20 protein-coding genes, 3 tRNA genes and 1 rRNA gene are annotated in these 22,178 nt (G+C 57.7%); 20 read left to right on the plus strand and 4 right to left on the minus strand.

The genetic code is table 11. The annotated features are described in order from the left end of the window. Positions 1-6 precede the first annotated feature (6 nt). From rrf to DLM86_RS25765, 11 genes are all read left to right on the plus strand, one after another. A 5S ribosomal RNA gene (gene rrf, locus DLM86_RS25720) occupies positions 7-123 on the plus strand. 199 nt (positions 124-322) lie between these two features. After that, positions 323-1,573: a putative glycoside hydrolase gene (locus DLM86_RS25725; protein WP_110842942.1), complete on the plus strand. Its 1,251-nt coding sequence runs from the start codon at positions 323-325 to the stop codon at positions 1,571-1,573. Between the two features lie 143 nt (positions 1,574-1,716). Then, positions 1,717-3,177: an IMP dehydrogenase gene (gene guaB, locus DLM86_RS25730; protein WP_110842943.1), complete on the plus strand. Its 1,461-nt coding sequence runs from the start codon at positions 1,717-1,719 to the stop codon at positions 3,175-3,177. Positions 3,178-3,413: 236 nt separating this feature from the next. Beyond that, the gene (locus DLM86_RS25735; protein ID WP_110842944.1) at positions 3,414-4,649 is read left to right on the plus strand and encodes a D-alanyl-D-alanine carboxypeptidase family protein; all 1,236 of its coding nucleotides are present in this window, start codon (positions 3,414-3,416) and stop codon (positions 4,647-4,649) included. 121 nt (positions 4,650-4,770) lie between these two features. Next, on the plus strand, positions 4,771-5,652 hold the full coding sequence (gene pdxS / locus DLM86_RS25740) for a pyridoxal 5'-phosphate synthase lyase subunit PdxS (RefSeq protein WP_110842945.1): 882 nt from the start codon (positions 4,771-4,773) through the stop codon (positions 5,650-5,652). A gap of 21 nt (positions 5,653-5,673) precedes the next feature. Then, positions 5,674-6,264, plus strand: coding sequence for a pyridoxal 5'-phosphate synthase glutaminase subunit PdxT (gene pdxT / locus DLM86_RS25745; protein ID WP_110842946.1), 591 nt, complete (start codon positions 5,674-5,676; stop codon positions 6,262-6,264). A 178-nt stretch (positions 6,265-6,442) separates the two neighbouring features. Continuing rightward, positions 6,443-7,723: a serine--tRNA ligase gene (gene serS, locus DLM86_RS25750; protein ID WP_110842947.1), complete on the plus strand. Its 1,281-nt coding sequence runs from the start codon at positions 6,443-6,445 to the stop codon at positions 7,721-7,723. 67 nt (positions 7,724-7,790) lie between these two features. Next, positions 7,791-7,877: transfer RNA gene (locus DLM86_RS25755), tRNA-Ser, on the plus strand. 258 nt (positions 7,878-8,135) lie between these two features. After that, positions 8,136-8,480 (plus strand): hypothetical protein, encoded by a 345-nt coding sequence (locus tag DLM86_RS25760; RefSeq protein WP_110842948.1) that lies wholly within the window; start codon positions 8,136-8,138, stop codon positions 8,478-8,480. A 15-nt stretch (positions 8,481-8,495) separates the two neighbouring features. Further along, complete coding sequence (locus tag DLM86_RS32410) at positions 8,496-8,654, plus strand: hypothetical protein (protein ID WP_170143732.1); 159 nt, start codon at positions 8,496-8,498, stop codon at positions 8,652-8,654. Between the two features lie 20 nt (positions 8,655-8,674). Further along, positions 8,675-8,821: a small acid-soluble spore protein P gene (locus tag DLM86_RS25765; protein ID WP_110842949.1), complete on the plus strand. Its 147-nt coding sequence runs from the start codon at positions 8,675-8,677 to the stop codon at positions 8,819-8,821. A gap of 363 nt (positions 8,822-9,184) precedes the next feature. Here DLM86_RS25765 and DLM86_RS25770 read toward each other — a convergent pair whose 3' ends face one another. The 3 genes from DLM86_RS25770 to DLM86_RS25780 form a co-directional block, all read right to left on the minus strand. Then, positions 9,185-9,994 carry an alpha/beta fold hydrolase gene (locus tag DLM86_RS25770; RefSeq protein WP_110842950.1) on the minus strand — a complete coding sequence of 270 codons (810 nt, stop codon included), beginning with the start codon at positions 9,992-9,994 and terminating at the stop codon, positions 9,185-9,187. A gap of 108 nt (positions 9,995-10,102) precedes the next feature. Then, positions 10,103-10,176: transfer RNA gene (locus tag DLM86_RS25775), tRNA-Pro, on the minus strand. Between the two features lie 23 nt (positions 10,177-10,199). After that, a tRNA-Arg gene (locus DLM86_RS25780) sits at positions 10,200-10,274 on the minus strand. A 210-nt stretch (positions 10,275-10,484) separates the two neighbouring features. Between DLM86_RS25780 and DLM86_RS25785 the strand changes: the two genes are divergently transcribed. From DLM86_RS25785 to DLM86_RS25815, 7 genes are all read left to right on the plus strand, one after another. Beyond that, positions 10,485-12,443 (plus strand): LTA synthase family protein, encoded by a 1,959-nt coding sequence (locus DLM86_RS25785; protein ID WP_245954914.1) that lies wholly within the window; start codon positions 10,485-10,487, stop codon positions 12,441-12,443. A 56-nt stretch (positions 12,444-12,499) separates the two neighbouring features. Then, on the plus strand, positions 12,500-13,594 hold the full coding sequence (locus DLM86_RS25790; RefSeq protein ID WP_110842951.1) for a GIY-YIG nuclease family protein: 1,095 nt from the start codon (positions 12,500-12,502) through the stop codon (positions 13,592-13,594). A 334-nt stretch (positions 13,595-13,928) separates the two neighbouring features. Continuing rightward, entirely contained in the window at positions 13,929-15,005 is a 1,077-nt protein-coding gene (locus DLM86_RS25795) for an HD-GYP domain-containing protein (protein WP_245954915.1), read from the plus strand. 32 nt (positions 15,006-15,037) lie between these two features. Continuing rightward, positions 15,038-15,724 carry a Crp/Fnr family transcriptional regulator gene (locus tag DLM86_RS25800; protein ID WP_110842953.1) on the plus strand — a complete coding sequence of 229 codons (687 nt, stop codon included), beginning with the start codon at positions 15,038-15,040 and terminating at the stop codon, positions 15,722-15,724. Positions 15,725-15,858: 134 nt separating this feature from the next. Beyond that, positions 15,859-17,340, plus strand: coding sequence for a methyl-accepting chemotaxis protein (locus DLM86_RS25805; protein WP_110842954.1), 1,482 nt, complete (start codon positions 15,859-15,861; stop codon positions 17,338-17,340). A 21-nt stretch (positions 17,341-17,361) separates the two neighbouring features. Next, positions 17,362-18,309 (plus strand): aldo/keto reductase family protein, encoded by a 948-nt coding sequence (locus tag DLM86_RS25810; RefSeq protein WP_110842955.1) that lies wholly within the window; start codon positions 17,362-17,364, stop codon positions 18,307-18,309. Between the two features lie 129 nt (positions 18,310-18,438). Continuing rightward, entirely contained in the window at positions 18,439-19,314 is an 876-nt protein-coding gene (locus DLM86_RS25815) for a copper amine oxidase N-terminal domain-containing protein (protein ID WP_110842956.1), read from the plus strand. An 82-nt stretch (positions 19,315-19,396) separates the two neighbouring features. On the opposite strand, the gene tadA is transcribed toward DLM86_RS25815, so the two are convergent. Then, on the minus strand, positions 19,397-19,909 hold the full coding sequence (tadA, locus tag DLM86_RS25820) for a tRNA adenosine(34) deaminase TadA (RefSeq protein WP_110842957.1): 513 nt from the start codon (positions 19,907-19,909) through the stop codon (positions 19,397-19,399). A 252-nt stretch (positions 19,910-20,161) separates the two neighbouring features. Here tadA and DLM86_RS25825 point away from each other — a divergent pair, with 252 nt between their 5' ends. Both DLM86_RS25825 and ychF read left to right on the plus strand, forming a co-directional pair. Next, a complete protein-coding gene (locus DLM86_RS25825; protein ID WP_158289668.1) occupies positions 20,162-20,854 on the plus strand; it encodes a glucosaminidase domain-containing protein in 693 nt (230 codons plus the stop codon). 206 nt (positions 20,855-21,060) lie between these two features. Beyond that, positions 21,061-22,161: a redox-regulated ATPase YchF gene (ychF, locus tag DLM86_RS25830; RefSeq protein ID WP_110842959.1), complete on the plus strand. Its 1,101-nt coding sequence runs from the start codon at positions 21,061-21,063 to the stop codon at positions 22,159-22,161. Positions 22,162-22,178: the final 17 nt, after the last annotated feature.

Below are 22,178 nucleotides of genomic sequence, written 5' to 3' on the forward strand. Positions count from 1 at the left end.
AATTCGTTTGGTGATGATGGCGGAGGGGATCCACGCGTTCCCATCCCGAACACGACCGTTAAGCCCTCCAGCGCCGATGGTACTTGGACCGCAGGGTCCTGGGAGAGTAGGACGTTGCCAAGCGAAGAAGGACGCTATTCCGTTATGGAATAGCGTCTTTTTTTTGCACAGTGAACATGAACACCCCATTGCTTCCTGTGCTTCTATCCTTGTCCTTTCATCCTCCCCCCTAAATGGAAAACGCTCCATAAGCACGTAACGGTTGGCAACGATAGCTGCGGCCTATTGGAGTCATACTACCTCCAATAGGAGGTGGTTCTCGATGAATGCTGTTGTCAAGCTCATCCTCTGCGCGTGCCTGCTGCTTGCGGCCGGCTGCCAATCGGCACGCCACGGTCAGCCGGACCCATCCCCGACGCCGGATACGCCCCAAACGGCACAATCGGCCGACATTAAGCCGAGTACCGGCGACAAGACCCAACCTTCAAAAGAAGCGCCGGCTTCTCCAGCCAACCCTACGCCGCCCAACGAAACCCGAGTCGATCACGCCGCTCCATCGCCGGATACCGAACCGAGTCGTCAACCGAGACCGAAGGCGAAAGGAATCTATGTAAGCGGCTGGGCCGCGGGTACTTCCAAAATGAACGAATTGATCCGTCTCGTCGAGCAAACGGAATTGAATGCGATGGTGATTGATGTCAAAAACGATTCCGGGCAACTCACTTACGATTCGCATCTTCCGCAAGCGGACGAGTTCGGAACGGACGCGAAGCACATGATTCCGGATATCCGAAGCTTATTGAGTCGTTTAAAGGAAAAACGGATTTACACGATTGCCCGCATCGTCGTCTTCAAAGATCCGTATATGGCCGGGAAGCGTCAAGACTGGGCGATGCATGCCAAAACCGGGCAAGTTTGGACCGACAAGCGGGGCGTTTCCTGGGTCAATCCATACAATACTAAGGTATGGAGGTATACGCTCGATATTGCCAAGGAAGCGGCCGACCTTGGATTCGACGAAATTCAGTTCGACTACGTCCGGTTTCCGGACAACGGGCAAAAGGTCGATCGGGAGGTGGCGTTTCAAAATCCGAACGGCTGGACGAAAGCGACGGCTATTCGCAGCTTTCTCAAGCAGGCGAAAAGCGAGCTGGGTCCGAAAGGCGTATACGTATCGGCGGACGTATTCGGTATGACGACAACGGTACCGCATGATATGGGCATCGGACAGAAATGGGAGGAACTCGCCCCGGAAATCGATGTCATCAGTCCGATGATCTATCCTTCGCATTACGGCAACGGCGCATTGGGAATCAAGAACCCCGACCTGCAGCCGTATGTGATCGTCCAGAAGGCCGTATCGGACGCGCTGAAACGAAACGAAGCGTTGACTCTAGCGAACGTGAAGCCGGCGGCCATAAGGCCCTGGCTGCAGGATTTTACGGCTACGTGGGTCAAGCCTCATAAAACATATGGGAATGCCGATGTCCGCGCGCAAATTCAAGCGGCCAAGGAACTGGGCGTCGACGAATATTTACTGTGGAATGCGGGCTGCACATACACATTTCGGTAAAAGTATGGCGGAACGAAGAACAGTGGCGCTTCGTGTGCGACGGGACGGCCTTTTTGCCTTGACACGAAAAAAGGGCTTTTGTTACGATAGGCAATAATCGTTTGGGGAATCATCGCAAGCCAATTCTAAGGAGGTACTTTTTCGTGTGGGACAATAAGTTTGCCAAGGAAGGCTTAACGTTCGACGACGTTCTGCTCATCCCCAGGAAATCGGAAGTGTTCGGGCCTCGGGAAGTGGATGTTTCCACCCGCCTGACGGACAAGCTCAAGCTGAACATTCCGCTGATCAGCGCGGCGATGGATACCGTGACGGAAGCCGCATTGGCGATTGCGATAGCCCGTGAAGGCGGCATCGGCATTATTCACAAGAACATGTCCATCGCACAGCAAGCGGAGGAAGTGGACCGGGTGAAGCGCTCGGAGAGCGGCGTCATCACGAATCCGTTCTCCTTGACACCGGAGCATCACGTCTACGATGCGGAAGAGCTGATGGGCAAGTACCGGATTTCCGGAGTACCGATCGTGAACGAAGACAACAAGCTGGTCGGTATTTTGACGAATCGGGACCTGCGGTTCGTGCACGATTACTCGATCAAGATCAAAGAAGTGATGACTCGCGAAAACCTGGTAACGGCGCCCGTCGGGACGACCTTGCAGGAAGCGGAAGTGCTGCTGCAGAAGCACAAGATCGAGAAGCTTCCGCTGGTTGACGAGACGAACACGCTCAAGGGACTTATTACGATCAAGGATATCGAGAAGGCGATCCAGTTCCCGAACGCGGCCAAAGACGCACAAGGCCGACTTCTGGTCGGTGCGGCGATCGGGGCATCCCGAGACGCGCTGGAGCGCGCCGCCGAGCTCGTCAAGGTCGGAGCGGACGTCATCGCGGTCGATTCCGCTCACGGCCATCACGTCAACATCGTGGAGACGGTACGGAAGCTGCGCAAGCAGTTCACCGATATCGTCATTATCGCGGGCAACGTGGCGACGGGCCACGGAACGCGCGACTTGATCGAAGCCGGGGCGTCCATCATCAAGGTCGGCATGGGGCCGGGATCGATCTGTACGACGCGCGTCATCGCCGGCATCGGGGTACCGCAAATTACGGCGATTTACGATTGCGCGACGGTCGCACGCGAATACGGGGTCCCGATCATCGCGGACGGCGGCGTGAAATATTCCGGCGACATTACGAAAGCGATCGCCGCCGGCGCGGACGCGATCATGATCGGAAGCTTGTTTGCAGGCTGCGAGGAAAGTCCGGGCGAATCGGAAATTTTCCAAGGCCGCCGGTTCAAAGTATATCGCGGCATGGGTTCGATTGGCGCGATGAAGGAAGGCAGCAAAGACCGCTACTTCCAGGAAGGCGAATCGAAGCTCGTACCGGAAGGGATCGAGGGTCGCGTCGCTTATAAAGGACCGCTTAAAGACACGGTTCATCAGCTCGTCGGCGGGCTGATTCAAGGAATGGGCTATTGCGGCACCCGCACGATTCGGGAGCTGAAGGAGGATACGTCGTTCATCCGCATTACGGGCGCCGGCCTCCGCGAAAGCCATCCTCATGACGTGCAAATTACGAAGGAAGCGCCGAACTATTCGATGTGACGACATCGGAAGCGGCCAAGAGTGATAGAAAGGGCAGGGACGATCGACATCCCTGTTCTTTTTCTTTGCCAAAAGCCGGGCCGCGTCCTTAAGCCTTTTGCGGCGGGGGGCGGTATGTTACAATAAGAGCAACTGCTGACGAGGGAGATGGGAGAAGCGTGCTGGGAGCAAGGAAAACGGGTTGGAAACGATGGATCGCAAAGGTAAGTTGCGTTGCCGTATTGGCAAACGCATTCATGTTCATACAACCGCCGCCAAAGACGGAGGCCGCAGAGGCGACCGACCTGAAGCTGGAGGTGAAGGCCGCCATTCTGATCGAGGCGAGCACCGGACAAGTGCTCTACGAGATGAACGCGGACGAGCCGTTGCCACCGGCGAGCATGTCCAAGATGATGACCGAATATTTGGTCATGGAATCGATCAAATCGGGGAAACACAAATGGGAAGACATCGTCTCTCCCAGTCAATATGCGGTGGACGTCATCGGTTCCGGACAATTGATCGGACCCGGCGAGAAGTATTCCGTCAAAGACTTGTTCGGCGCGATGTCGATCTACTCGGCGAACGATGCAACGGTAGCGCTGGCCGAGTTCGTGGGAGATACGGAAGAAAAGTTCGTCGGGATGATGAACGATACGGCGAAAAAGCTGGGATTCAATCCGAAGTCGTTTTTTATAAACGCCACGGGTCTCTCACGATCGGACTTGGGGAAGTACGCTCCGGCTAGCATAACGCAAAACGATACGATGATTACGGCGCGAGACGCCTCCATCCTTGCTTATCACATTTTGAAGGAGCATCCGGAAGTTTTGGAGTTTGCTAAAATTCCGTCGAAAAAGTTCCGGGAAAAAGACAAGGATCCGATGATCAACTGGAACTGGATGCTCGAAGGGAACAAGGATAACCCGAACTTCAAGCAATACGTTTATCCGGGGATGGACGGGTTGAAAACCGGACATACGGATGAAGCGGGCTACTGCTTTACCGGTACGGCCGTCCGCAACGGCATGAGGCTGATCAGCGTCGTGATGGCGGCGCCCTCGATGGCGAAGCGCTTCGTCGAGACGCAGAAGCTGCTCGATTACGGCTTCAATAACTTCGAAATGAAATCGGTCATCGGCGCCAAAAGCGAAATCGATTCGATGAAAGAAATTCCGGTCAAAAAGGGCGTCAAGACGACAGTCCCGGTCGTAACGGCCGATGCCGTCGATTTCGTCGTGAAAAAGGGCGAGAATCCCCAAGTGGAAATTCAAGCGGCGCCGCTCGATACGATCAAGAGCGCTCCGATCAAGACCGGCGACGTATTGGGGACCGTCAAGGTGAAGTACAATAATATCGAGAAGCAGGTCAATCTCGTCGCGTCGCAAGATATGGAAAAGGGAAGCTGGTTCCGGCTGCTGATGAGGGGAATCAAAAACTTTTTCGGCGGCATTTTCTCCGGAATCGCCAACGGACTGAAAAACCTGTTCTAAAAAAGGAACTTGGTGGGTTGTGCATTAGGTAGCCTTCATGTACAATGACTTGTTAGAAGACAATGGGACTACCTCTTGCGGGGTGCGGAACTACAGCTTTCATATACAGGAGGAATACGAGATGGAAACAGGAACTTGGACAGTCAAAAAAGGGATGGCCGAAATGCAAAAAGGCGGCGTCATCATGGACGTTATGAACGCCGAGCAAGCGAAAGTGGCTGAAGCGGCAGGCGCCTGCGCCGTAATGGCTCTGGAGCGCGTACCGTCCGATATTCGCGCGGCCGGCGGCGTCGCTCGTATGGCGGATCCGACCGTTTTGGAAGAGGTAATGAAAGTCGTCAGCATCCCGGTCATGGCGAAATGCCGTATCGGTCATTACGTGGAAGCGCGCGTCCTGGAATCGCTCGGCGCCGACTACATCGACGAGAGCGAGGTGCTGACGCCGGCGGACGAAGTGTTCCATATCAATAAGAAAGAGTTCACCGTGCCGTTCGTATGCGGCGCGAAAGATATCGGCGAAGCGCTGCGCCGGATCGGCGAAGGCGCGGCCATGATGCGGACGAAGGGTGAGCCGGGAACGGGCAATATCGTCGAGGCGGTACGCCATATGCGCCTCATCAATTCGCAAATCCGCAAAATTCAAAGCATGTCCAAGGACGAGCTGATGACCGAAGCGAAAAACTTGGGCGCACCGTACGATCTGGTGCTTTACGTACATGAGAACGGCCGTTTGCCTGTCGTCAACTTCGCGGCGGGCGGCGTAGCGACTCCTTCCGACGCGGCTCTCATGATGCATTTGGGCGCGGACGGCGTCTTCGTCGGATCCGGCATTTTCAAATCGGATAACCCGGAGAAATTTGCCAAAGCGATCGTACAAGCGACAACGCATTATACGGATTATGCCTTGATCGCGGAAGTGTCCAAAAACTTGGGTACGCCGATGAAGGGCATCGAGATTTCCAAGCTGGAGTCGTCGCAGCGGATGCAAGACCGCGGCTGGTAAGCGAAGAAAGAAGGGTCAGCGATGAAAATAGGCGTTCTCGCTCTGCAAGGAGCGGTGGCGGAGCATATCAACATGATCGGCAAGGCGGGAGGCGAAGGCGTCGCCGTCAAAAAGACGGAGCAGCTCGCCGAGCTGGACGGCATCATTATCCCGGGCGGCGAAAGCACGACGATCGGCAAGCTGATGCGCGAGTACGGCTTTATCGACGAAATCCGGTTGTTTGCGAAGCAGGGGAAACCGGTTTTCGGGACGTGCGCCGGCTTGATTATTTTGGCGGACGACATCGTCGGCGAAGAACAGGCTCACCTGAAGCTCATGAACATGAAAGTGCAGCGCAATGCGTTCGGACGCCAACGGGAAAGCTTCGAGACGGAGCTCGCGATCAAGGGCATCGACGAGCGCGTGCGTGCGGTGTTTATCCGGGCCCCTCTGATAAAGGAAGTAGGACCGGACGTCGACGTCCTTTCGACCCACAACGGCGAAATCGTGGCGGCGCGGCAGGGGAACCTGCTTGCAGCGTCGTTTCACCCGGAGCTGACCGACGATTACCGGATGCACGAATATTTTCTGGATATGGTGAAACAAGCGCATTCTTCCTCGGTTCAACGATAAACGAGCGAAGCACCTTGACGGGCGGAAGCCGGAGGTGCTTCTTTTTTGGCGTTCGGCGCCCGGGGGACAAGGGCGTTCGCAGGGTAGGGGCCGGGCGGCAAAGTTGAATATTTGACCGGAGTATAGTACATTATATTGCATAACTTGTACACTAGTTCCCTTTTGGGAGGGGTTTTTGTTGTTCGACGCCAAGCTGTTGCGTAATGAGATCGAGCGTGTGAAGGAAGCGATGACCGCACGGGGCAAGCCGGCCGAGGAAGTGACGCGGTTTACCGGTCTGGACGCCAAGCGCCGGGAGCTGCTTCAAGAGAGCGATCAGCTAAAAAACCGCAGAAATACCGTATCCCAGGAAGTGGCCGCGAAGAAACGAAACGGGGAAGACGCGGAGCCGCTTATTCTGGAGATGCGAGACGTGAACGATCGGATCAAAGTATTGGACGAAGAGCTGCGGGTGCTGGAAGAAGATTTGCAGAAGCTGCTCCTTTCCATCCCGAATATGCCGCACGCTTCGGTGCCGGTCGGCCGGTCCGAAGAAGATAATGTAGAAATTCGAAGAGTCGGCGAAGTGCCGTCGTTTCCGTTCGAGCCGAAGGCGCATTGGGAGCTGGCGGATCAGCTTGGCATTCTCGATTTCGAGGCGGCTGCGAAGGTGACGGGGTCGCGGTTCGTTTTCTATAAAGGGCTCGGCGCCCGTCTGGAGCGGGCGGTCATGAACTTCATGATGGATCTGCACAGCGACGAGCACGGCTACGAGGAAATGCTGCCGCCTTATATCGTCAACCGCGACAGCTTGACCGGTACCGGCCAGCTGCCCAAATTCGAGGAAGACGTCTTCAAGCTGCAAAATTCGGACTACTTCCTGATTCCGACGGCGGAAGTGCCGGTGACGAACTATCACCGCGAGGACATCTTGCCGGCGGAGGAACTGCCGAAGTATTACGTGGCGTTCAGCGCTTGCTTCCGTTCCGAGGCGGGGTCGGCCGGCCGCGATACGCGCGGGCTGATTCGTCAGCATCAATTCAACAAGGTGGAGCTCGTGAAGCTGGTAAAGCCCGAGGACTCGTACGAGGAGCTTGAGAAGTTGACGCAGCATGCCGAGAAGGTGCTGCAGCTGCTCAACCTTCCGTACCGCGTTCTGACGCTCTGTACGGCCGATCTGGGCTTCTCGTCGGCGAAGACGTACGATCTCGAGGTATGGCTGCCGAGCGGCGGCACGTACCGCGAAATTTCGTCCTGCAGCAACTTCGAGGACTTCCAGGCGCGACGGGCGAACCTGCGCTTCCGCCGCGACGCGAAGTCGAAGCCGGAATTCGTCCATACGCTGAACGGCTCCGGCTTGGCGGTGGGCCGAACGGTAGCCGCCATTCTGGAAAATTATCAGCAGCCGGACGGAACGGTGCTCGTGCCCGAGGTGCTGCAGCCTTACATGAACGGCGTCAAAGTCATTTCCAGAAAATAAGCTTGCCCGGCGCCCGGCCGTATGTTAAAATGCTTGTTGGTATTGACGGCAGGGCGCCGTTTTTCGTGGAGAGGTGGTCGAGTGGTTGAAGGCTCTGGTCTTGAAAACCAGCGAAGGGGCAACTCTTCCGTGGGTTCGAATCCCACCCTCTCCGTATAAGCTGTCATGTAAATGGATGAGAACCTTCAGGTTCGTCGGAGCGTTTCTTCGATAGCGCCGCTTCGCAGTCTCACCCGAAGGGGGAGTATCCCACCCTCTCCGTATAAGCTGTCATGTAAATGGATGAGAACCTTCAGGTTCGTCGAGCATAAACCGGTCATGAATCTTCGATTCATGGCTTTTTTTGTTGCCGCGCCCATTCGCATAAAAGAAAGCGCACCTCCGCAAGTTAACGTTGCGGAGGTGTTTTTTCATGAGCAAAACAGACGTGCTCACGATCGATCAAAAACGGCTGGCGGAGGCGTGGCAGCAGACGCTTCCGACCGTACTGAACAAGTCCGATCAAGCGGAGGTAACGGCGGACGAGCATGATCCGAAATCGGTCCGCATCCATATTCGGACGGCGGGACATTCGATGTACACGTTTGACTTCCAAGTGACCTATATGGACTCCCGCGAAGTGAAGGTAGATCTGGTCGACGTCGAGAGAGCCGATCAGACGGTAGACGAACGGAACGAAACGATCCAGCAGCTGGTTGAAGATTACGTGCGGCACATTCACGAATGCGCGCAAGCGTTGAAACGGATCACGAGCTGAAGGGAGGCAACCGCGATGACGAAACAAAAAGCTGCCGATAAAAATTTGCAAAACGTAGTCAAAGATTTGGCCCAAGATCCCGTCAACGCCCATCACGCCCAGCAGCTTCAGCAGGATACGAACGACCGGCGCCACCGGGACGCCATCAACCACGATACGACGACAGTCCAATAACGTCGAAAGGAGCGAGCGGCATGCCCAAAGATATTCCGCAACCCGTCAATCCTCCGACAGGAGCGCAAGAGCAAAAATCGCAGCATAAGGGGCCGCAGGAGCCGTTGTCCGGCTCGAAGCGGGTCAAGCAGGAAAACCATAGCCGTCACAATAACGGCGAGGGATAATGCTGCTAGCCGCATGTCCCGGCCGCTGAAAAAAATCGAAATCCGGCGAATAACGATTCCTTTGGCGGACATACTATAATCGACGGTGACAAGAGAGGTGTGGTTCCGTTGAACTCTTCAACTGCAACACCGGGTAAGGATCTTTCTACCGAACGTTGAAGCGGAGGTGTAGTGCCAAAGACACTTTAGGGTGGTCTGAAGCAAAGGGTTGTTGGCTGACAGCAATCCGGTAACCGAAGCAGAGGGTAAGGTAAAAGCATTCGTACAAACTTTATCACCGTCAAAAAGGACCCGAAAGGGTCCTTTTTTAATGGTTGCACACGAAAGCCCGCCGGATGTCTCCATCCGACGGGCCTGTTACGCTCAGCCGCCGACCGAAGGCCGGACCGATTCGACGAAGCTTTGCAGCGTTTCCGCCAAACGGGCGGGAGCTTCCATCATGCTCATATGGCCGCAATCTGCGAGAAGCGTCTGCCGAATGTTCGTGCCTTGTGCGGAAAACGTCTTCTCCGTCTTAATCACTTGATCGGATTCGCCCGCTACGAGCAGAACGGGACGTTCAAAACCCGCCAGGACGCCGTTCCGGTCCGGCCGGCCGCGCATCGCTTCGAGTGTGAGTACGGCGCCCTCCGCGGGCGTCCCGTAGCCGATTTTCTTCGCCTCCTCCACGCGGTCTTCCATCGACTCGACATGCTTCGGTGCGAACAGCTTCGGAATCAATCCGTCGACGAACGGCACGATACCGGAATCGAGTACGGTCTGGATCGCCTTGAGACGGTTTTCTCTCCCCTGCTCGTCGTCCGGAAAGGCCGTCGAGTGCACCAATCCGAAAGCGGCTACGACGTCCGGATGACGCTCGGCCGCCGCCAAGGTGACGTACCCGCCGAGCGAATGGCCGATCCAAATCGCCTTCTCGACGTTTAACCGACGCAGCAAGGCGGCCATATCGTCGGCGAACGATTCGATCGGATACGGCTGTGCGGGCACGCCCGTACTTCCGTGACCGGGCAGGTCGGGCACGATGAGCCGGCAGTGGCCGGCCAGCAGCGGAATTATGGCGTCCCAATAGGACGAGCTGCCGCAAAACCCGTGCAGCAGCAGCACGGGCATCCCTTCCCCTTCATCCCGGTAGGCCACTTCCATAGCACGCTCCGGCAGCTTCAGTTTGTTCATGACGATCCCCTCCTGCGAATGGTTATGATTTCTTATGATCTCCATGCTACCCAAAAAGAAACGGAAAAGCAAAAAGAACCCCGAAGGGTTCTTCCATGAATCTGCGTATCGGAACGACAGGATTTGAACCTGCGACCTCTTGGTCCCGAACCAAGCGCTCTACCAAGCTGAGCCACGTTCCGTCATAGGTTATGTGCGCGATAAGCGCGCCACGGCGGGATTCGAACCCGCGACGCACAGTTTAGGAAACTGTCGCTCTATCCTGCTGAGCTACGGGCGCAAATGCTGAATCAAATCAAGCAAGTAATACTATATCACAACGATTAGGCGATGTAAAGAGGGACAAGTGATTTTACATCGGACCAAATCGTGGCCGCCGCTCCTTTTTTGCTCTATTTTAAGGTGACGTTAAGGTTGATCCTTTACGATATTTCCATATAGCGAGAAAAACGTAAAAAGAAAACGATTGAAGAAGGGGGTTAGGTGGAATTTGAGCCAGATAGCGAAAATTCGCCTTCAGTTGTCGAAAATGACGCAAAACGACGTGTGGAGATGGATGTGCATCGGAACCGTTCTGTCGTTTGCCTCCATGCTCCTTGTCCTCGGAATGGAATGGATACAGCGAGGAACGCTCGAGGAAGCGCTGACGTGGCTGTTCGTCAACCCGAGTTTATTTTTCTTGAATGCGTTTATCGTCTTCTTGGCGTTATCGGCCGTCTACGCATTGGTGGGCTCGCTGATTCCGTCCGCAGCGATAACGGCGCTGCTCGTCTTCGTCGCGTCCATGATCAGTTATTTCAAGACGAAGCTGATCGGGGAGCCGTTCTTCCCGTGGGATTTGCTGCTGAACAAAGAAGGGCTGAACGTCGTTTCGCTCGTCAGTGGCAAAGCGATGTGGGTGCGCGTCGGTTTGGCGCTCGCCGTCGTGACCGGGCTGTTCGCGCTGCGCTTGATCGTTCCCCGGCTACCGCTGCGCCTCGCGCCCCGTCTCGTGCTCGGCTTCACGGCGATTGCGGCGCTCTACGGGTTCGCGACGGACGCCGGGTGGAGCGGGCGGCTGATGTCGCGGGCGGGGGCAAGCGAAATCGTATGGGATCAACAGCAAAATTACGGGCATAACGGACTCGCGCTCGCCTTTACGATGAATGCGAAGCATACGATCGTCCCCAAGCCCCCGGGCTACGGGGAGCCGGCCATCGCCGGAATCGCCCAAGAGCTGAAAGCGGGGAAGGAGGCGGTCACGGCCGCCGCCGCGTCTCCCGACCCGCTGCAAGGCACGAAGCCGAACGTCATCTTCTTGATGAACGAAGCGTTCTGGGACCCGACGCTGCTGCCGGACGTCTATTTCCGCGAGGATCCGATTCCGACCGTGCGCCGCCTGCAAGCGGAATCGCAGTCCGGATACATGCTGTCCCCGCAATTCGGGGGCGGGACGAGCAACGTGGAGTTTGAAGTGCTGACGGGGTATTCGATGAGCTTTTTGCCCGCCGGGTCGGTTCCGTATCAACAATACGTGAAGAAGCCGATTCCGAGTCTTGCCAGCTATTTCGAGGAACAAGGCTATAAGAGCGTCGGGATCCATTCGTACGAAGGGTGGTTTTGGGACCGGACGAACGTGTACGGACGGATGGGCTTCGAAAGCTTCTACAGCCAGGAGCAATTCGACAATCCGGTCTATCGCGGGAATTTTATCGCGGACAGCGAGGTGGCGCGCAAAATTATGCAGGTGGTCGACGAAACGGAGCAGCCGATGTTCATCTATGCCGTGACGATGCAAAATCACGGTCCTTACGACGACAGCCGGTATCCGGACGATACGCCGATCGATATCGAGGGCGATTTGACCGACGAGGCGCTAAGCGTTCTCCAGACGTACGCGATCGGTGCATCCGACGCGGATGCCAGCCTGCAAATGCTGATCGACCATTTCGAGCAATCCGGCGAGCCGACGGTGATCGTGTTCTACGGCGATCATTTGCCCATGCTCGGAATGGGTTATGACGTCTACAAGCAGGGCGGAATGATCCGATCCGACCGTTCGGACGAATGGTCGCTCGAGGAGCGGCAAAGGATGCACAGCGTTCCGTTCGTCATGTGGTCCAACTTCGGCGGTTTGTCCACGGAGACGGTCCCGGCGATCAGCGCATCGTTCATGGGGGCGTACGTGCTGGACGCGCTCGGCATGGAGAAGCCGGCGCCGTTCGAATGGAATTGGAGCGTATTCCGGCAAACGCCGGGGTTGCTGCGCAATCTGGTCGTCGACGCGGGACAGAAGCTGTACGATTCGGTTCCCGTCTCCCTCGCTGCCGTCGTGGACCGTTATCGACTGCTGCAATACGACTTGTTATTCGGCAAACGCTACTTGGCCGACTATGTCGGCACGGCGTTTCTGACGAAGCCGCCGCTGCCGAACTACAATGCCGATTTGCCGGGGAGACAAGGGCTGTAACGTTCCGACCGGTTCTGGTACGATAAAAGGAACGAAAAACGGCGGAGGAACGAGAAGTGGCGACTTATACGTTCAATCCGGCCCGGTTTCCCGAGGAACCGGGCTGTTACTTGATGTTCGGCGAAGACGGACGGCTGCTCTATGTGGGCAAATCGACGAATTTGCGGCGGCGGCTCGGCTCCTACTTTCATTCGAAGCCGGACCGGGACAAGGTGGCGAAGCTCGTCCGGGAAATCGCCGACATCGAAGTCATGATCGTTCGCAACGAGAACGAAAGTTTGACTTTGGAAGCGAACCTGATCCGGCATTACCAGCCCCCTTATAACCGGGCAAGGAAGCGGGAGCCGACCGTCTACCCGTATATCGTCCTGACGGACGAGCCGTTTCCTAGGCTCATCGCGGAGGATCGGGACCGGCTGGCCCCGCGGCCCAAGCTTGCCGCCGAGGACGGGACGGGACGGCTGGGACCTTATCCGAATGCGATCTTCCGCCAATATGCGCTCGACTTCGCCATCGAACGGTACAAGCTCCGTACGTGCGATCCGTTCGAGAAGCGGCTGTGCATGCGCTATTACCTGCAAAAGTGCGGAGGCATCTGCGAGCGAATGGAAACGGAAGAACAGTACGCCCGGCATGCGGCCGAGGCGGTCCGTCTGCTGTCGAATCCGAAATCGATACCGGCGGAGATGGAGAAGGCCGTGACCGAATGCGCGGAAAAGCTCCAGTTCGAAAAGGCGAAGGAGCTGCATACCCGGCAAAAGGCGATGCGAGCCATGCTCGACGAGCAGGCGGTGAACGTCGCGCGGGACGACCAGCAGGTTGTCGTCTATTTCGGCGGCGGACGGCTGCTCGCGGCGCGAGTCGAATACGGCATGCTGCGAAGCCGGTTCGCATGGATGGAGGCGGAATGCCCCGGCGATCCGGGACGAACGGACTGGGCCGATCGGTTGCTTCCGCTGCTTCCTGCGGTCGGACGCGTGGAGCTCGTCACGAACGACGCCGCGAAGATCGATCCGCTCCGGACGGCCGCCGAAGCCCGCGGTCTCTCCGTCCGGGTGACGTCGCCGCGAAAAGGCGCGAAACGGCAGCTGCTGGACATTTGCGGCCGCAACCTCGAATACCGGACGCTGCTCCCTCCATATTCGGACTAATTTCGACACAATCACCAATCAAATTCCACAACATCTCACGTTTCGCCGTCACGTCCCGACACTGACAAAAATGCTGACAAACATGATAACATCCGGTATTTCAGGATCGAAGGAATCGTGGTATGATAACCCATGTGGGTGCAGGAAAGCGTTGCCTTGCGGGAAAATGTGTTGAATTTCACCGTTATATTGTTGGAAACCACACAGAGATGAAAGCACCGGTATGGCATAATGATCGGTAGCATAAGTCTTTGGTAGGATGAACTTATGAAATACGTAGTTAGAAAGGACCGCGTCTATGCGCCTAATTCCAACCCACATGTGTCAGTCCGGAATGAGACTCGGTAAACCGATTTTCAATAGCGAAGGCCAAATTCTCGTCGGGTATCATTTTCAGCTGACGCAACCGATTATTACCAAGCTGCAAAAGATGGGCATCGATTACGTGTACATCGAAGACCCCAACACCGACGACATCGTGATCGAAGAAGGCATCAAGGAAGAAACGCGATTGCAGCTCCGAACGACGCTGCAAAGCATTTTGGAGACGGTCGCAAGCCCCTCTTACGATTCCCGGTTCGGCAACGCCCAATTGTCCCGCATCTGCTCCAAAACCGTCTACATGGTCATGGAAGATCTCCAGTACGACAAAAACGACGCGTTCATGCTGATGAACATGCACGCATTCCCTACGAACGACTACGACCACCATTTCATCCAAAAGTCGATGAACGTATGCGTGTACGCCACCAAGCTCGGCATGGCCGAGGGGTATTATGGCGACGATCTGATCGCATTCAGCCTGGGCGCGCTGCTGCACGACGTCGGCAGCCTGAAAATATCGCGGGAAATCTTGAACAAGCGGGGCTTGCTCAGCCCGCTCGAGTACGAAGAAGTGAAGAAGCACCCCGAATACGGCTTCAAATTATTGAAGGACGAACCCGGCATACCGCTCATCGCCGCCCATTGCGCGCTGCAGCACCACGAACGGATCAACGGCAGCGGGTACCCGTACGGCTTGAAGAAGGAAGAAATTCACCCTTACGCCCAATGGATCGGCTTGCTCGAGACGTACGACTCCCTTACGCATCCTCGCGCCCACCGCGAAGCGCTGCTGCCGCACGAAGCGATCGAGATTCTGTACGGCGGAGCGGGCACCTTGTACGATATCGACAAAGTGAAGCTGTTTCGCAACAAGGTCGCGATCTTCCCCCTCGGATTAAGCGTTCAATTAAGCTCGGGAGAATCGGGCATCGTGTCCAAGGTACTGCCCGACTTCAAGCACCGGCCCGTCGTGCGGGTGTTGAAGGATCCTTACGGAGCGGACTTGAAGCAGCCTTACGAAATCGACTTGGCCCGCCATCTGAACATCATGATCCGCCGCGTCGGGGAGGCCGCGAGAGCGAATTAGGTTCGTCCTGAACAAGAAGGAGTAGAATTCGCATGGAGCAGGTCGCCGCTCTGATCCGCAACATCCCTTTGTTTCAGGATTTGAGCGACGAAGAGCTTCTCAGCATATCGTCCCTGTTCTTCGAGAGAAAGTACAAGAAGAACGCAATCTTGTTCTTCGAAGGGGACGTGGGCGAGGAGCTGTTCGTCATCAAATCGGGCACCGTCAAAATATACCGGATCGACAATACGAAGCAGATTACGCTCGCGCTGTTTCGCAGCGGCGATTTCTTCGGCGAAATGTCCATCATGCAGAAGGACGGTACCCGCTCCGCCAACGCGGAGACGTTGGAGCCTAGCGTCATGTACACGCTCAAGCGCTCGACGTTTTACGAATATATCGGCCGGTCGCCGGCGCTCTGCATGCGATTGCTGGAAGTGACGATGAACCGGCTGCGCCGGGCGAACGAGCAAATTCACGACCTGTCGTTTCTCGACGTGCGCAGCCGCATTCTGAAGGCGGTTTATCAGCTGGCGCAGGAGTACGGCGAGCCGAAGCAGGATTCCGTGCAAATCACGATGAAGCTGACGCATCAGGAAATCGCCAACATGGTCGGCACCGTCCGCGAATCCGTGACCAAAGTGCTGCAGGAGCTCCAGGACGATCGGATCATCGCGATCCAGAACAAGCAGATTCGGATCGACAACATGGACGCCTTGCGGAGCAAAATCGCATATTGAGGCGGGAAGATGCCGAAGGGCATCTTTTTTCGTAAGCGGGGTGGCCGTCCGCCGGACCGTGAAAGCGATTGCGGAATTTGTCGAAAGCGAGTAGAATAGGTAGTAAAATCCAACTATCCGTAGGATGTGACTGTATGGACGTACAACAAACGATCAAGCTGCAAGTGATGCGTCGCAAAAACGGGGTCGTCTTCGTCGCGCTGGCGGTAACCTGTCTGCTGGCGCTCGCCAGCGTCGTCGCCTTCAGCGGCTCGGCGCAACAGGCGGGAGGTGGCGATTCCGGGCTCGTCATCGGCTTGTTGATCGGGCTTCTTGCCGTATTCGGACTGCTCCATTTCACGAAGAGGTTTCCGTATGCGCTTCCTTACGTCGCCATTATCGGGAATGCGGCGATTTCTTTCGGTACGGGGATGCAGTCGGAATCGATGTCGAACATATTGGGCGTATTTTACGGCCTCGTGCTCGCCGGGATCTATATGAGCCTGTGGCCGACCGTCGTCAGTATAGCGGTCAATGCGGCGCTGCTCGCCTACTTCGTGAGCTCGCAGGGCGACGTGCCGGGTATCGCGGGGAACGGGACGACGATTTTTATTTACTACGCGCTCGTATGCGCGCTGCTGATCGCGATTTGGAGCACGGCCGGCCATCTCGCCAAGCAGATGGAGGCGTTCGGCGCCGAGACGGGACGGCTGCTGGCCCGGCAAAAGGAAGACAAGGAGAAGCTGCTCGAACACGCGGCCGCGGTTTCCTCCAATATGACCTTGATCGCCAAGGCGAGCGAGGAGAACAACGCTTCCTTCGTCGAGATGAATACGGCGTTCCACGAAATCGCCAGCGGCGCGAACAGCCAGGTCGACTCGACGCTGTCGATCAACCGTTCCGTGCAGGAAACGGGACAAAAGATCGGCGAGATGCTTCGTTCGCTCGAGCTCTTGAAGGAAAAGACGAGCGGGACGAGCGGGCGCAGCATGGAAGGCGGCGACAAGATGGATCATATGTTCCGCTCGACGACGGAGTTCCAGCACAGCATCGAATCGATGTCGAAGGCGATCGCCGAGCTGACGGAGACGTTGGGCGAAGTGACGCGGTTCAACGAGTCGATCCAGCAAATCGCCCAGCAGACGAACATCTTGTCGCTTAATGCGGGCATCGAAGCGGCCCGGGCGGGAGAAAGCGGCAGAGGCTTCGCCGTCGTGGCGCAGGAAATCCGCAAGCTGGCGGAGATGACGGGGCGGTCCGCCGAGGAGATTTCGGAGAAGCTGGGGAACGTATCCGCGCAAGCGGAGGCGACAAGCGGCAGCATGAACCGGATCGCCGAGCAGATGAAGCAGAATGCGACGGTGACGCTGGAGACGCGCCAAGCGTTCCAGGAAATCAACGCGTCGATCGCGGAGCTGGACGAGATGACGAACGGCTACCACGACATGATGCAGTCGATCCGGACCGCCGCCTCGTCGATTCAGGAATCGACGGAGCATTTCGCGGCGGTGAGCGAGCAGTCGTCGGCGACGCTGGAGGAGCTGTCCGCGACGGTCGAGACGCTGCTTCGCCAAAACATGCAGCTGCGGCAGCTCATTCAGGAAACGGACGGGAAAATCAAGGAAATGGTACAGTAACACGCAGGGAGGGAAGCGCTAATGCTATACCGGAGATTGGGCGGTTCGGGACTGAAAGTGAGCGAAATCAGCCTGGGCAGCTGGTTGACGTACGGCGGATACGTAGAGAAGCAGGGCGCGATCGACACGATTCGCAAGGCTTACGAGCTGGGCGTCAATTTCTACGACACGGCCAACGTCTATATGCGGGGCGAGGCGGAGAAGGTGGTCGGCGAGGCGCTGCGAGGCTATGCGCGCGAGTCGTACGTGCTGGCCACGAAGGTATGGGGGCCGATGGGCGACGGACCGAACGACCGGGGGCTGTCCCGCAAACATATCGTCGAGCAGTGCGACGCGAGCTTGAGGCGGCTCGGCTTGGACTACATCGACTTGTACTATTGCCACAGCATCGATCCCGATACGCCGATCGAGGAGACGCTTCGGGCGATGGACGATTTGGTGCGCCAGGGGAAAGTGCTGTACGTCGGCGTCAGCAATTGGACGGCGGCGATGATGGCGGAGGCGGCGCATATCGCGGACCGCCGGCTGCTCGACCGGATCGTGGCGAGCCAGCCCCCTTACAGCATGCTGAAGCGGGACATCGAGCGGGACGTCATTCCGGTCGGGGCGAAATACGGCATCGGGCAAGTCGTCTATTCGCCGCTCGCGCAAGGCGTGCTTTCCGGCAAATACAAGCCGGGCGCCGAAGTGCCGAAGGATAGCCGAGCCGGCAGCGAACGGGGAGGACAGGCGATCCAGCGCTACTTGACCGCGGACAACCTCGAGCGGGTGGAGCGGCTTCGCCGGATCGCCGACGGCCTCGGGCTTACGCTCTCGCAGCTGGCGCTTGCCTGGGTGCTGCGCGAGCCGAACGTCTCGAGCGCCATTATCGGCGCGAGCCGGCCCGAGCAGGTAGAGGAGAACGCGAAGGCTTCCGGCGTCGCGATTCCCGCCGACGCGCTGGAGGCGATCGAGGCGGCGCTGCAATAATCCGGAATGGCACGAGCCGCCATGAGGAATCGACCATTTCATCGGAATCATTTTGGTCGACCCTCCCATATCGGGCAGACGGAGCGAAACTTATGGACAGCAAGAGAACATCCCGAGGAGGAGACGATGATGATGAAGAAGAAATGGGGAATCGCAGTTGTGGTAGGAGCCATGGCCAGCCAGCTGGTGGGAGCGGCGGCTATGGCGAAGCCGGATCAAGACCATAGCGGCGCGGCAGCCAAGTCGGAAACGGCGGTCGAAGCGAAGGCCGATTCGACCGTCAAGGAAAACAACGGCAAAGCTCACGAAAACGGGCAAGGGCAGTCGGTAACCGAGGATACATACGGGTCTAAAGGCGGGCAAGGCTACAAAGGGCTGCTGAACGCCATCGAGAACGTGCAGGACAAGCCGGCCGGCGCGGTGATCGCGGAGCTGCTGCTGAGCCGCTACGATCATGTGCTGACGGCGGAGCAAAAAGCCGCTCTCGAAGCGATCGTCGAGAAGGACGAAGCGCTGACGGCGACGGCCGAGCTGCTGGAAGAGCAAGGCGAAGTGGAAGCGGCCGCCGAAGTGCAGCATGAAGCGGTTAAAGCGGACGTTACGAATCTGGAATCGTACAAGAAGCTCGGGAAGCTGTTGAACAAGCTTGGCAAAACGGGCGTGAAGCTGTACGTGAACGGCGATGTCCCGGCGTTCGAGGTCGCTCCTTTCATTCGGGACGGCAGCACGCTCGTTCCGTTCCGGGCGATCTCGGAGGCGCTGAAGGCGGACGTCGTGTGGAACGAGGACGAGCGCTCCGTGACCGTAACCCGTGACGGCATCACGGTCAAGCTGTTCGTCGACAGCACGAAGGCTTTCGTGAACGGAAACGAAGTGACGCTGGAAGTGCCGGCGGCCATCGTCGACGGCAGCACCGTCGTACCGGCCCGCTTTATTAGCGAAGCGCTGAAAGCGACCGTGGAATGGGATCAAGATACGCAATCCGTAGTCATTTTCGAGAAATAAAGAGCGATCGGACCTGAAAAAGGCCGCTGCCGGAACGAACCGGCGGCGGCTTCTTCGCGTTCCCGCAAGGCGCCGGTCGTCGTCAGTCCTCGGTACTTCCGCATTCGCCTTCGGCGGCGGCCGGAACCGCCGGCGCCGGGGCTTTGCCCCGAAGGCCGCGGAAGAAATCGGTCAACAGCGCGGCGCACCGCTCCCGCAAAACGCCCTCGACGAGCTCCGCGCGATGGTTGAACCGGTCTTCCTGCACCAGGTTCATCAACGTACCGGCGCAGCCCGCCTTCGGGTCGGGCGTTCCGTATACGACCGTCTTCACCCGCGACTGCACGATCGCGCCGGCGCACATCGGGCACGGCTCGAGCGTCACGTACAGCGTGCAGTCGAGCAGCCTCCAGGCGCCTAGCGCTTCGCTCGCTTCGCGAATGGCGATCATCTCGGCGTGCGCCGTCGGATCGAGCGACGTCTCCCGCAAATTGTGGCCGCGCGCGATAATGCGCCCGTCTTTGACGATAACCGCGCCGATCGGCACCTCGCGGAGCGCCTCCGCCTTTTTCGCCTCGCGTATCGCTTCTTCCATCCACAGCTCGTGCTGGTCCATCGGTTCGCTCCTTTCCCCGAAGTTATTCCCATGTGCATAATGGGCGAACGTCCATTCTTGTTAACATGGTGTGGATAACGTTGTGGACAAATCGGTCCGATCTGTTCATAACCGGGGGCGAGCTGGGGATATCGTCCGCCGCCGGCTTATCCCCACCATTGTAGGCGAACGGACGCCGCGAATCAAGAAGCGGGTCACGGATGGCGCGGACGGTGAATATACTGGTGGAAAACGCGATTGAGGGGGATGGTTATGGGGACGGTGGACGGAAGCGGCAAAACGCCGATTCTCGGCGCGAGCGTCGCGAACGCGTTCCAGATGGGCGAATACTTGCGCAGAATCAACCCGGCGGCTCCGAATTACGCGTCGCTCTACTTGGAAATCGGGGCGAGCTACGGCGTACGCGGCGATTTGGCGTTCGCGCAGTCGCTGAAGGAGACGGGCTTCTGGCGGTTCGGAGGCTCGGTACGGGCGGAACAGAACAACTTCGCCGGTCTCGGCGCGACTAGCCGGACGGAGGGAGGAGCTTCGTTCGCGACCCCGGAGCTCGGCATCGAGGCGCAAATCCAGCACTTGTACGGCTATGCCACGACGGCGCCGCTGCCGGGCGGCCGGCCGATCGTCGATCCGCGATTTTCGCTTTTGCAGGCGGCGGGACTTCGCGGCACGGCGCCGTACTGGGAAGATTTGAACGGGAAATGGGCGGTGCCGGGCACGAATTACGGGCAAGACATCGTCACGCTTTGGAAAAACATCCAGGCGATGCCGGCATCTTCCGGAGGCGGCGGAACGACGCCGGAGCCCGAAAACCCCGACGCCTGGAAGCGGGAAGCGCTCGACTGGCTCGTCCGCATGCAGCTGATCAATTCCGAGCACGACCCGGACGCTCCCGTCACGTGGGCGGAATTCGGGACGGTGCTTCGCCGACTGCGGGAAGGGCTGTGAATAACCGCAATGAAAGCCTTGTCATGTTATTAACATGTGGATAATCGCGGGACCGAGTGAGGATAACATCCACAAGTCTGTGTATAACGCTGTGGATAACGAGCCACCTCCGCATCGGACCAATCTTCTCCCGATTGTATATGGGCCGGGCGTGCTATATAATGATGGGAGTATTCAGAATGGAAGATGAGGAGTTGTTTCGTTTCATGGCATTGAAAGCCGGGATTGTCGGGCTGCCGAACGTCGGCAAGTCCACGTTGTTTAACGCGATTACGCAAGCGGGGGCCGAATCGGCTAACTATCCGTTTTGTACGATAGATCCTAACGTCGGCGTCGTGGAGGTGCCGGACGAGCGGCTGCAGAAGCTGGCCGAAATCGTCGTCCCGAACCGGATCGTCCCGACCGCCTTCGAATTCGTCGACATCGCGGGCCTCGTGAAGGGCGCGAGCAAGGGCGAGGGGCTCGGCAACAAGTTTCTCGCGCACATTCGCGAGGTCGACGCGATCGTCCACGTCGTCCGCTGCTTCCAGGACGAGAACATTACGCACGTCTCGGGCAAGGTCGACCCGATCAGCGACATCGAGACGATCAATCTCGAGCTCATTCTCGCCGATATCGAGACCGTGGAGAAGCGGATCGACCGTTCCCGCAAAAACATGAAGGGCGGCGACAAAAAGTACGCCCAGGAAGTCGAGACGCTGGAGCGGATCAAGGATGCGCTCTACGAGGACAAGCCCGCTCGGTCCGTGGAGCTGTCCGACGAGGAGAAGGCGATCGTGCGCGATCTGCACCTGCTGACGATGAAGCCGGTGCTGTACGCCGCGAACGTCAGCGAATCGGAGGCGGCCGGCGCCGACGGCAACCCGTATGTGCAAAAGGTACGCGAATATGCGGCGATCGGCGGCGCCGAGGTCGTGCCGATCAGCGCGAAGGTGGAATCGGAAATCGCGGAGCTCGAGGGTGAGGACAAGGAGCTGTTCCTCCAGGAGCTCGGCTTGCAGGAATCCGGCTTGAACCGGCTCATCCGCGCCGCTTACAAGCTGCTCGGGCTGTATACGTATTTTACGGCCGGCGTGCAGGAGGTACGGGCGTGGACGATCCGCAAAGGGACGAAGGCGCCGCAGGCGGCGGCGGTCATCCATACCGACTTCGAACGCGGATTCATCCGCGCCGAGGTTGTCTCCTACGACGATCTCGTAAACAGCGGCTCGATGAACGCGGCGAAGGAGAAAGGCCAGCTTCGGCTGGAGGGTAAAGAATATGTGGTGCAGGACGGAGACGTCATGCATTTCCGATTTAACGTCTAGAGGAAAGAAGACACCCG

It is taken from the genome of Paenibacillus flagellatus (assembly GCF_003217775.1).
Classification (GTDB): domain Bacteria; phylum Bacillota; class Bacilli; order Paenibacillales; family NBRC-103111; genus Paenibacillus_AB; species Paenibacillus_AB flagellatus.

Coding starts and splice junctions, on each gene's coding strand:
- DLM86_RS25725 (WP_110842942.1), top strand. CDS start 323: ATGAATGCTGTTGTCAAGCTCATCCTCTGCGCGTGCCTGCTGCTTGCG.
- DLM86_RS25735 (WP_110842944.1), top strand. CDS start 3,414: ATGTTCATACAACCGCCGCCAAAGACGGAGGCCGCAGAGGCGACCGAC.
- pdxS (WP_110842945.1), top strand. CDS start 4,771: ATGGAAACAGGAACTTGGACAGTCAAAAAAGGGATGGCCGAAATGCAA.
- pdxT (WP_110842946.1), top strand. CDS start 5,674: ATGAAAATAGGCGTTCTCGCTCTGCAAGGAGCGGTGGCGGAGCATATC.
- DLM86_RS25760 (WP_110842948.1), top strand. CDS start 8,136: ATGAGCAAAACAGACGTGCTCACGATCGATCAAAAACGGCTGGCGGAG.
- DLM86_RS32410 (WP_170143732.1), top strand. CDS start 8,496: ATGACGAAACAAAAAGCTGCCGATAAAAATTTGCAAAACGTAGTCAAA.
- DLM86_RS25765 (WP_110842949.1), top strand. CDS start 8,675: ATGCCCAAAGATATTCCGCAACCCGTCAATCCTCCGACAGGAGCGCAA.
- DLM86_RS25770 (WP_110842950.1), bottom strand. CDS start 9,994: ATGAACAAACTGAAGCTGCCGGAGCGTGCTATGGAAGTGGCCTACCGG.
- DLM86_RS25795 (WP_245954915.1), top strand. CDS start 13,929: ATGAGACTCGGTAAACCGATTTTCAATAGCGAAGGCCAAATTCTCGTC.
- DLM86_RS25800 (WP_110842953.1), top strand. CDS start 15,038: ATGGAGCAGGTCGCCGCTCTGATCCGCAACATCCCTTTGTTTCAGGAT.
- DLM86_RS25805 (WP_110842954.1), top strand. CDS start 15,859: ATGGACGTACAACAAACGATCAAGCTGCAAGTGATGCGTCGCAAAAAC.
- DLM86_RS25810 (WP_110842955.1), top strand. CDS start 17,362: ATGCTATACCGGAGATTGGGCGGTTCGGGACTGAAAGTGAGCGAAATC.
- DLM86_RS25815 (WP_110842956.1), top strand. CDS start 18,439: ATGATGAAGAAGAAATGGGGAATCGCAGTTGTGGTAGGAGCCATGGCC.
- tadA (WP_110842957.1), bottom strand. CDS start 19,909: ATGGACCAGCACGAGCTGTGGATGGAAGAAGCGATACGCGAGGCGAAA.
- DLM86_RS25825 (WP_158289668.1), top strand. CDS start 20,162: ATGGGGACGGTGGACGGAAGCGGCAAAACGCCGATTCTCGGCGCGAGC.
- ychF (WP_110842959.1), top strand. CDS start 21,061: ATGGCATTGAAAGCCGGGATTGTCGGGCTGCCGAACGTCGGCAAGTCC.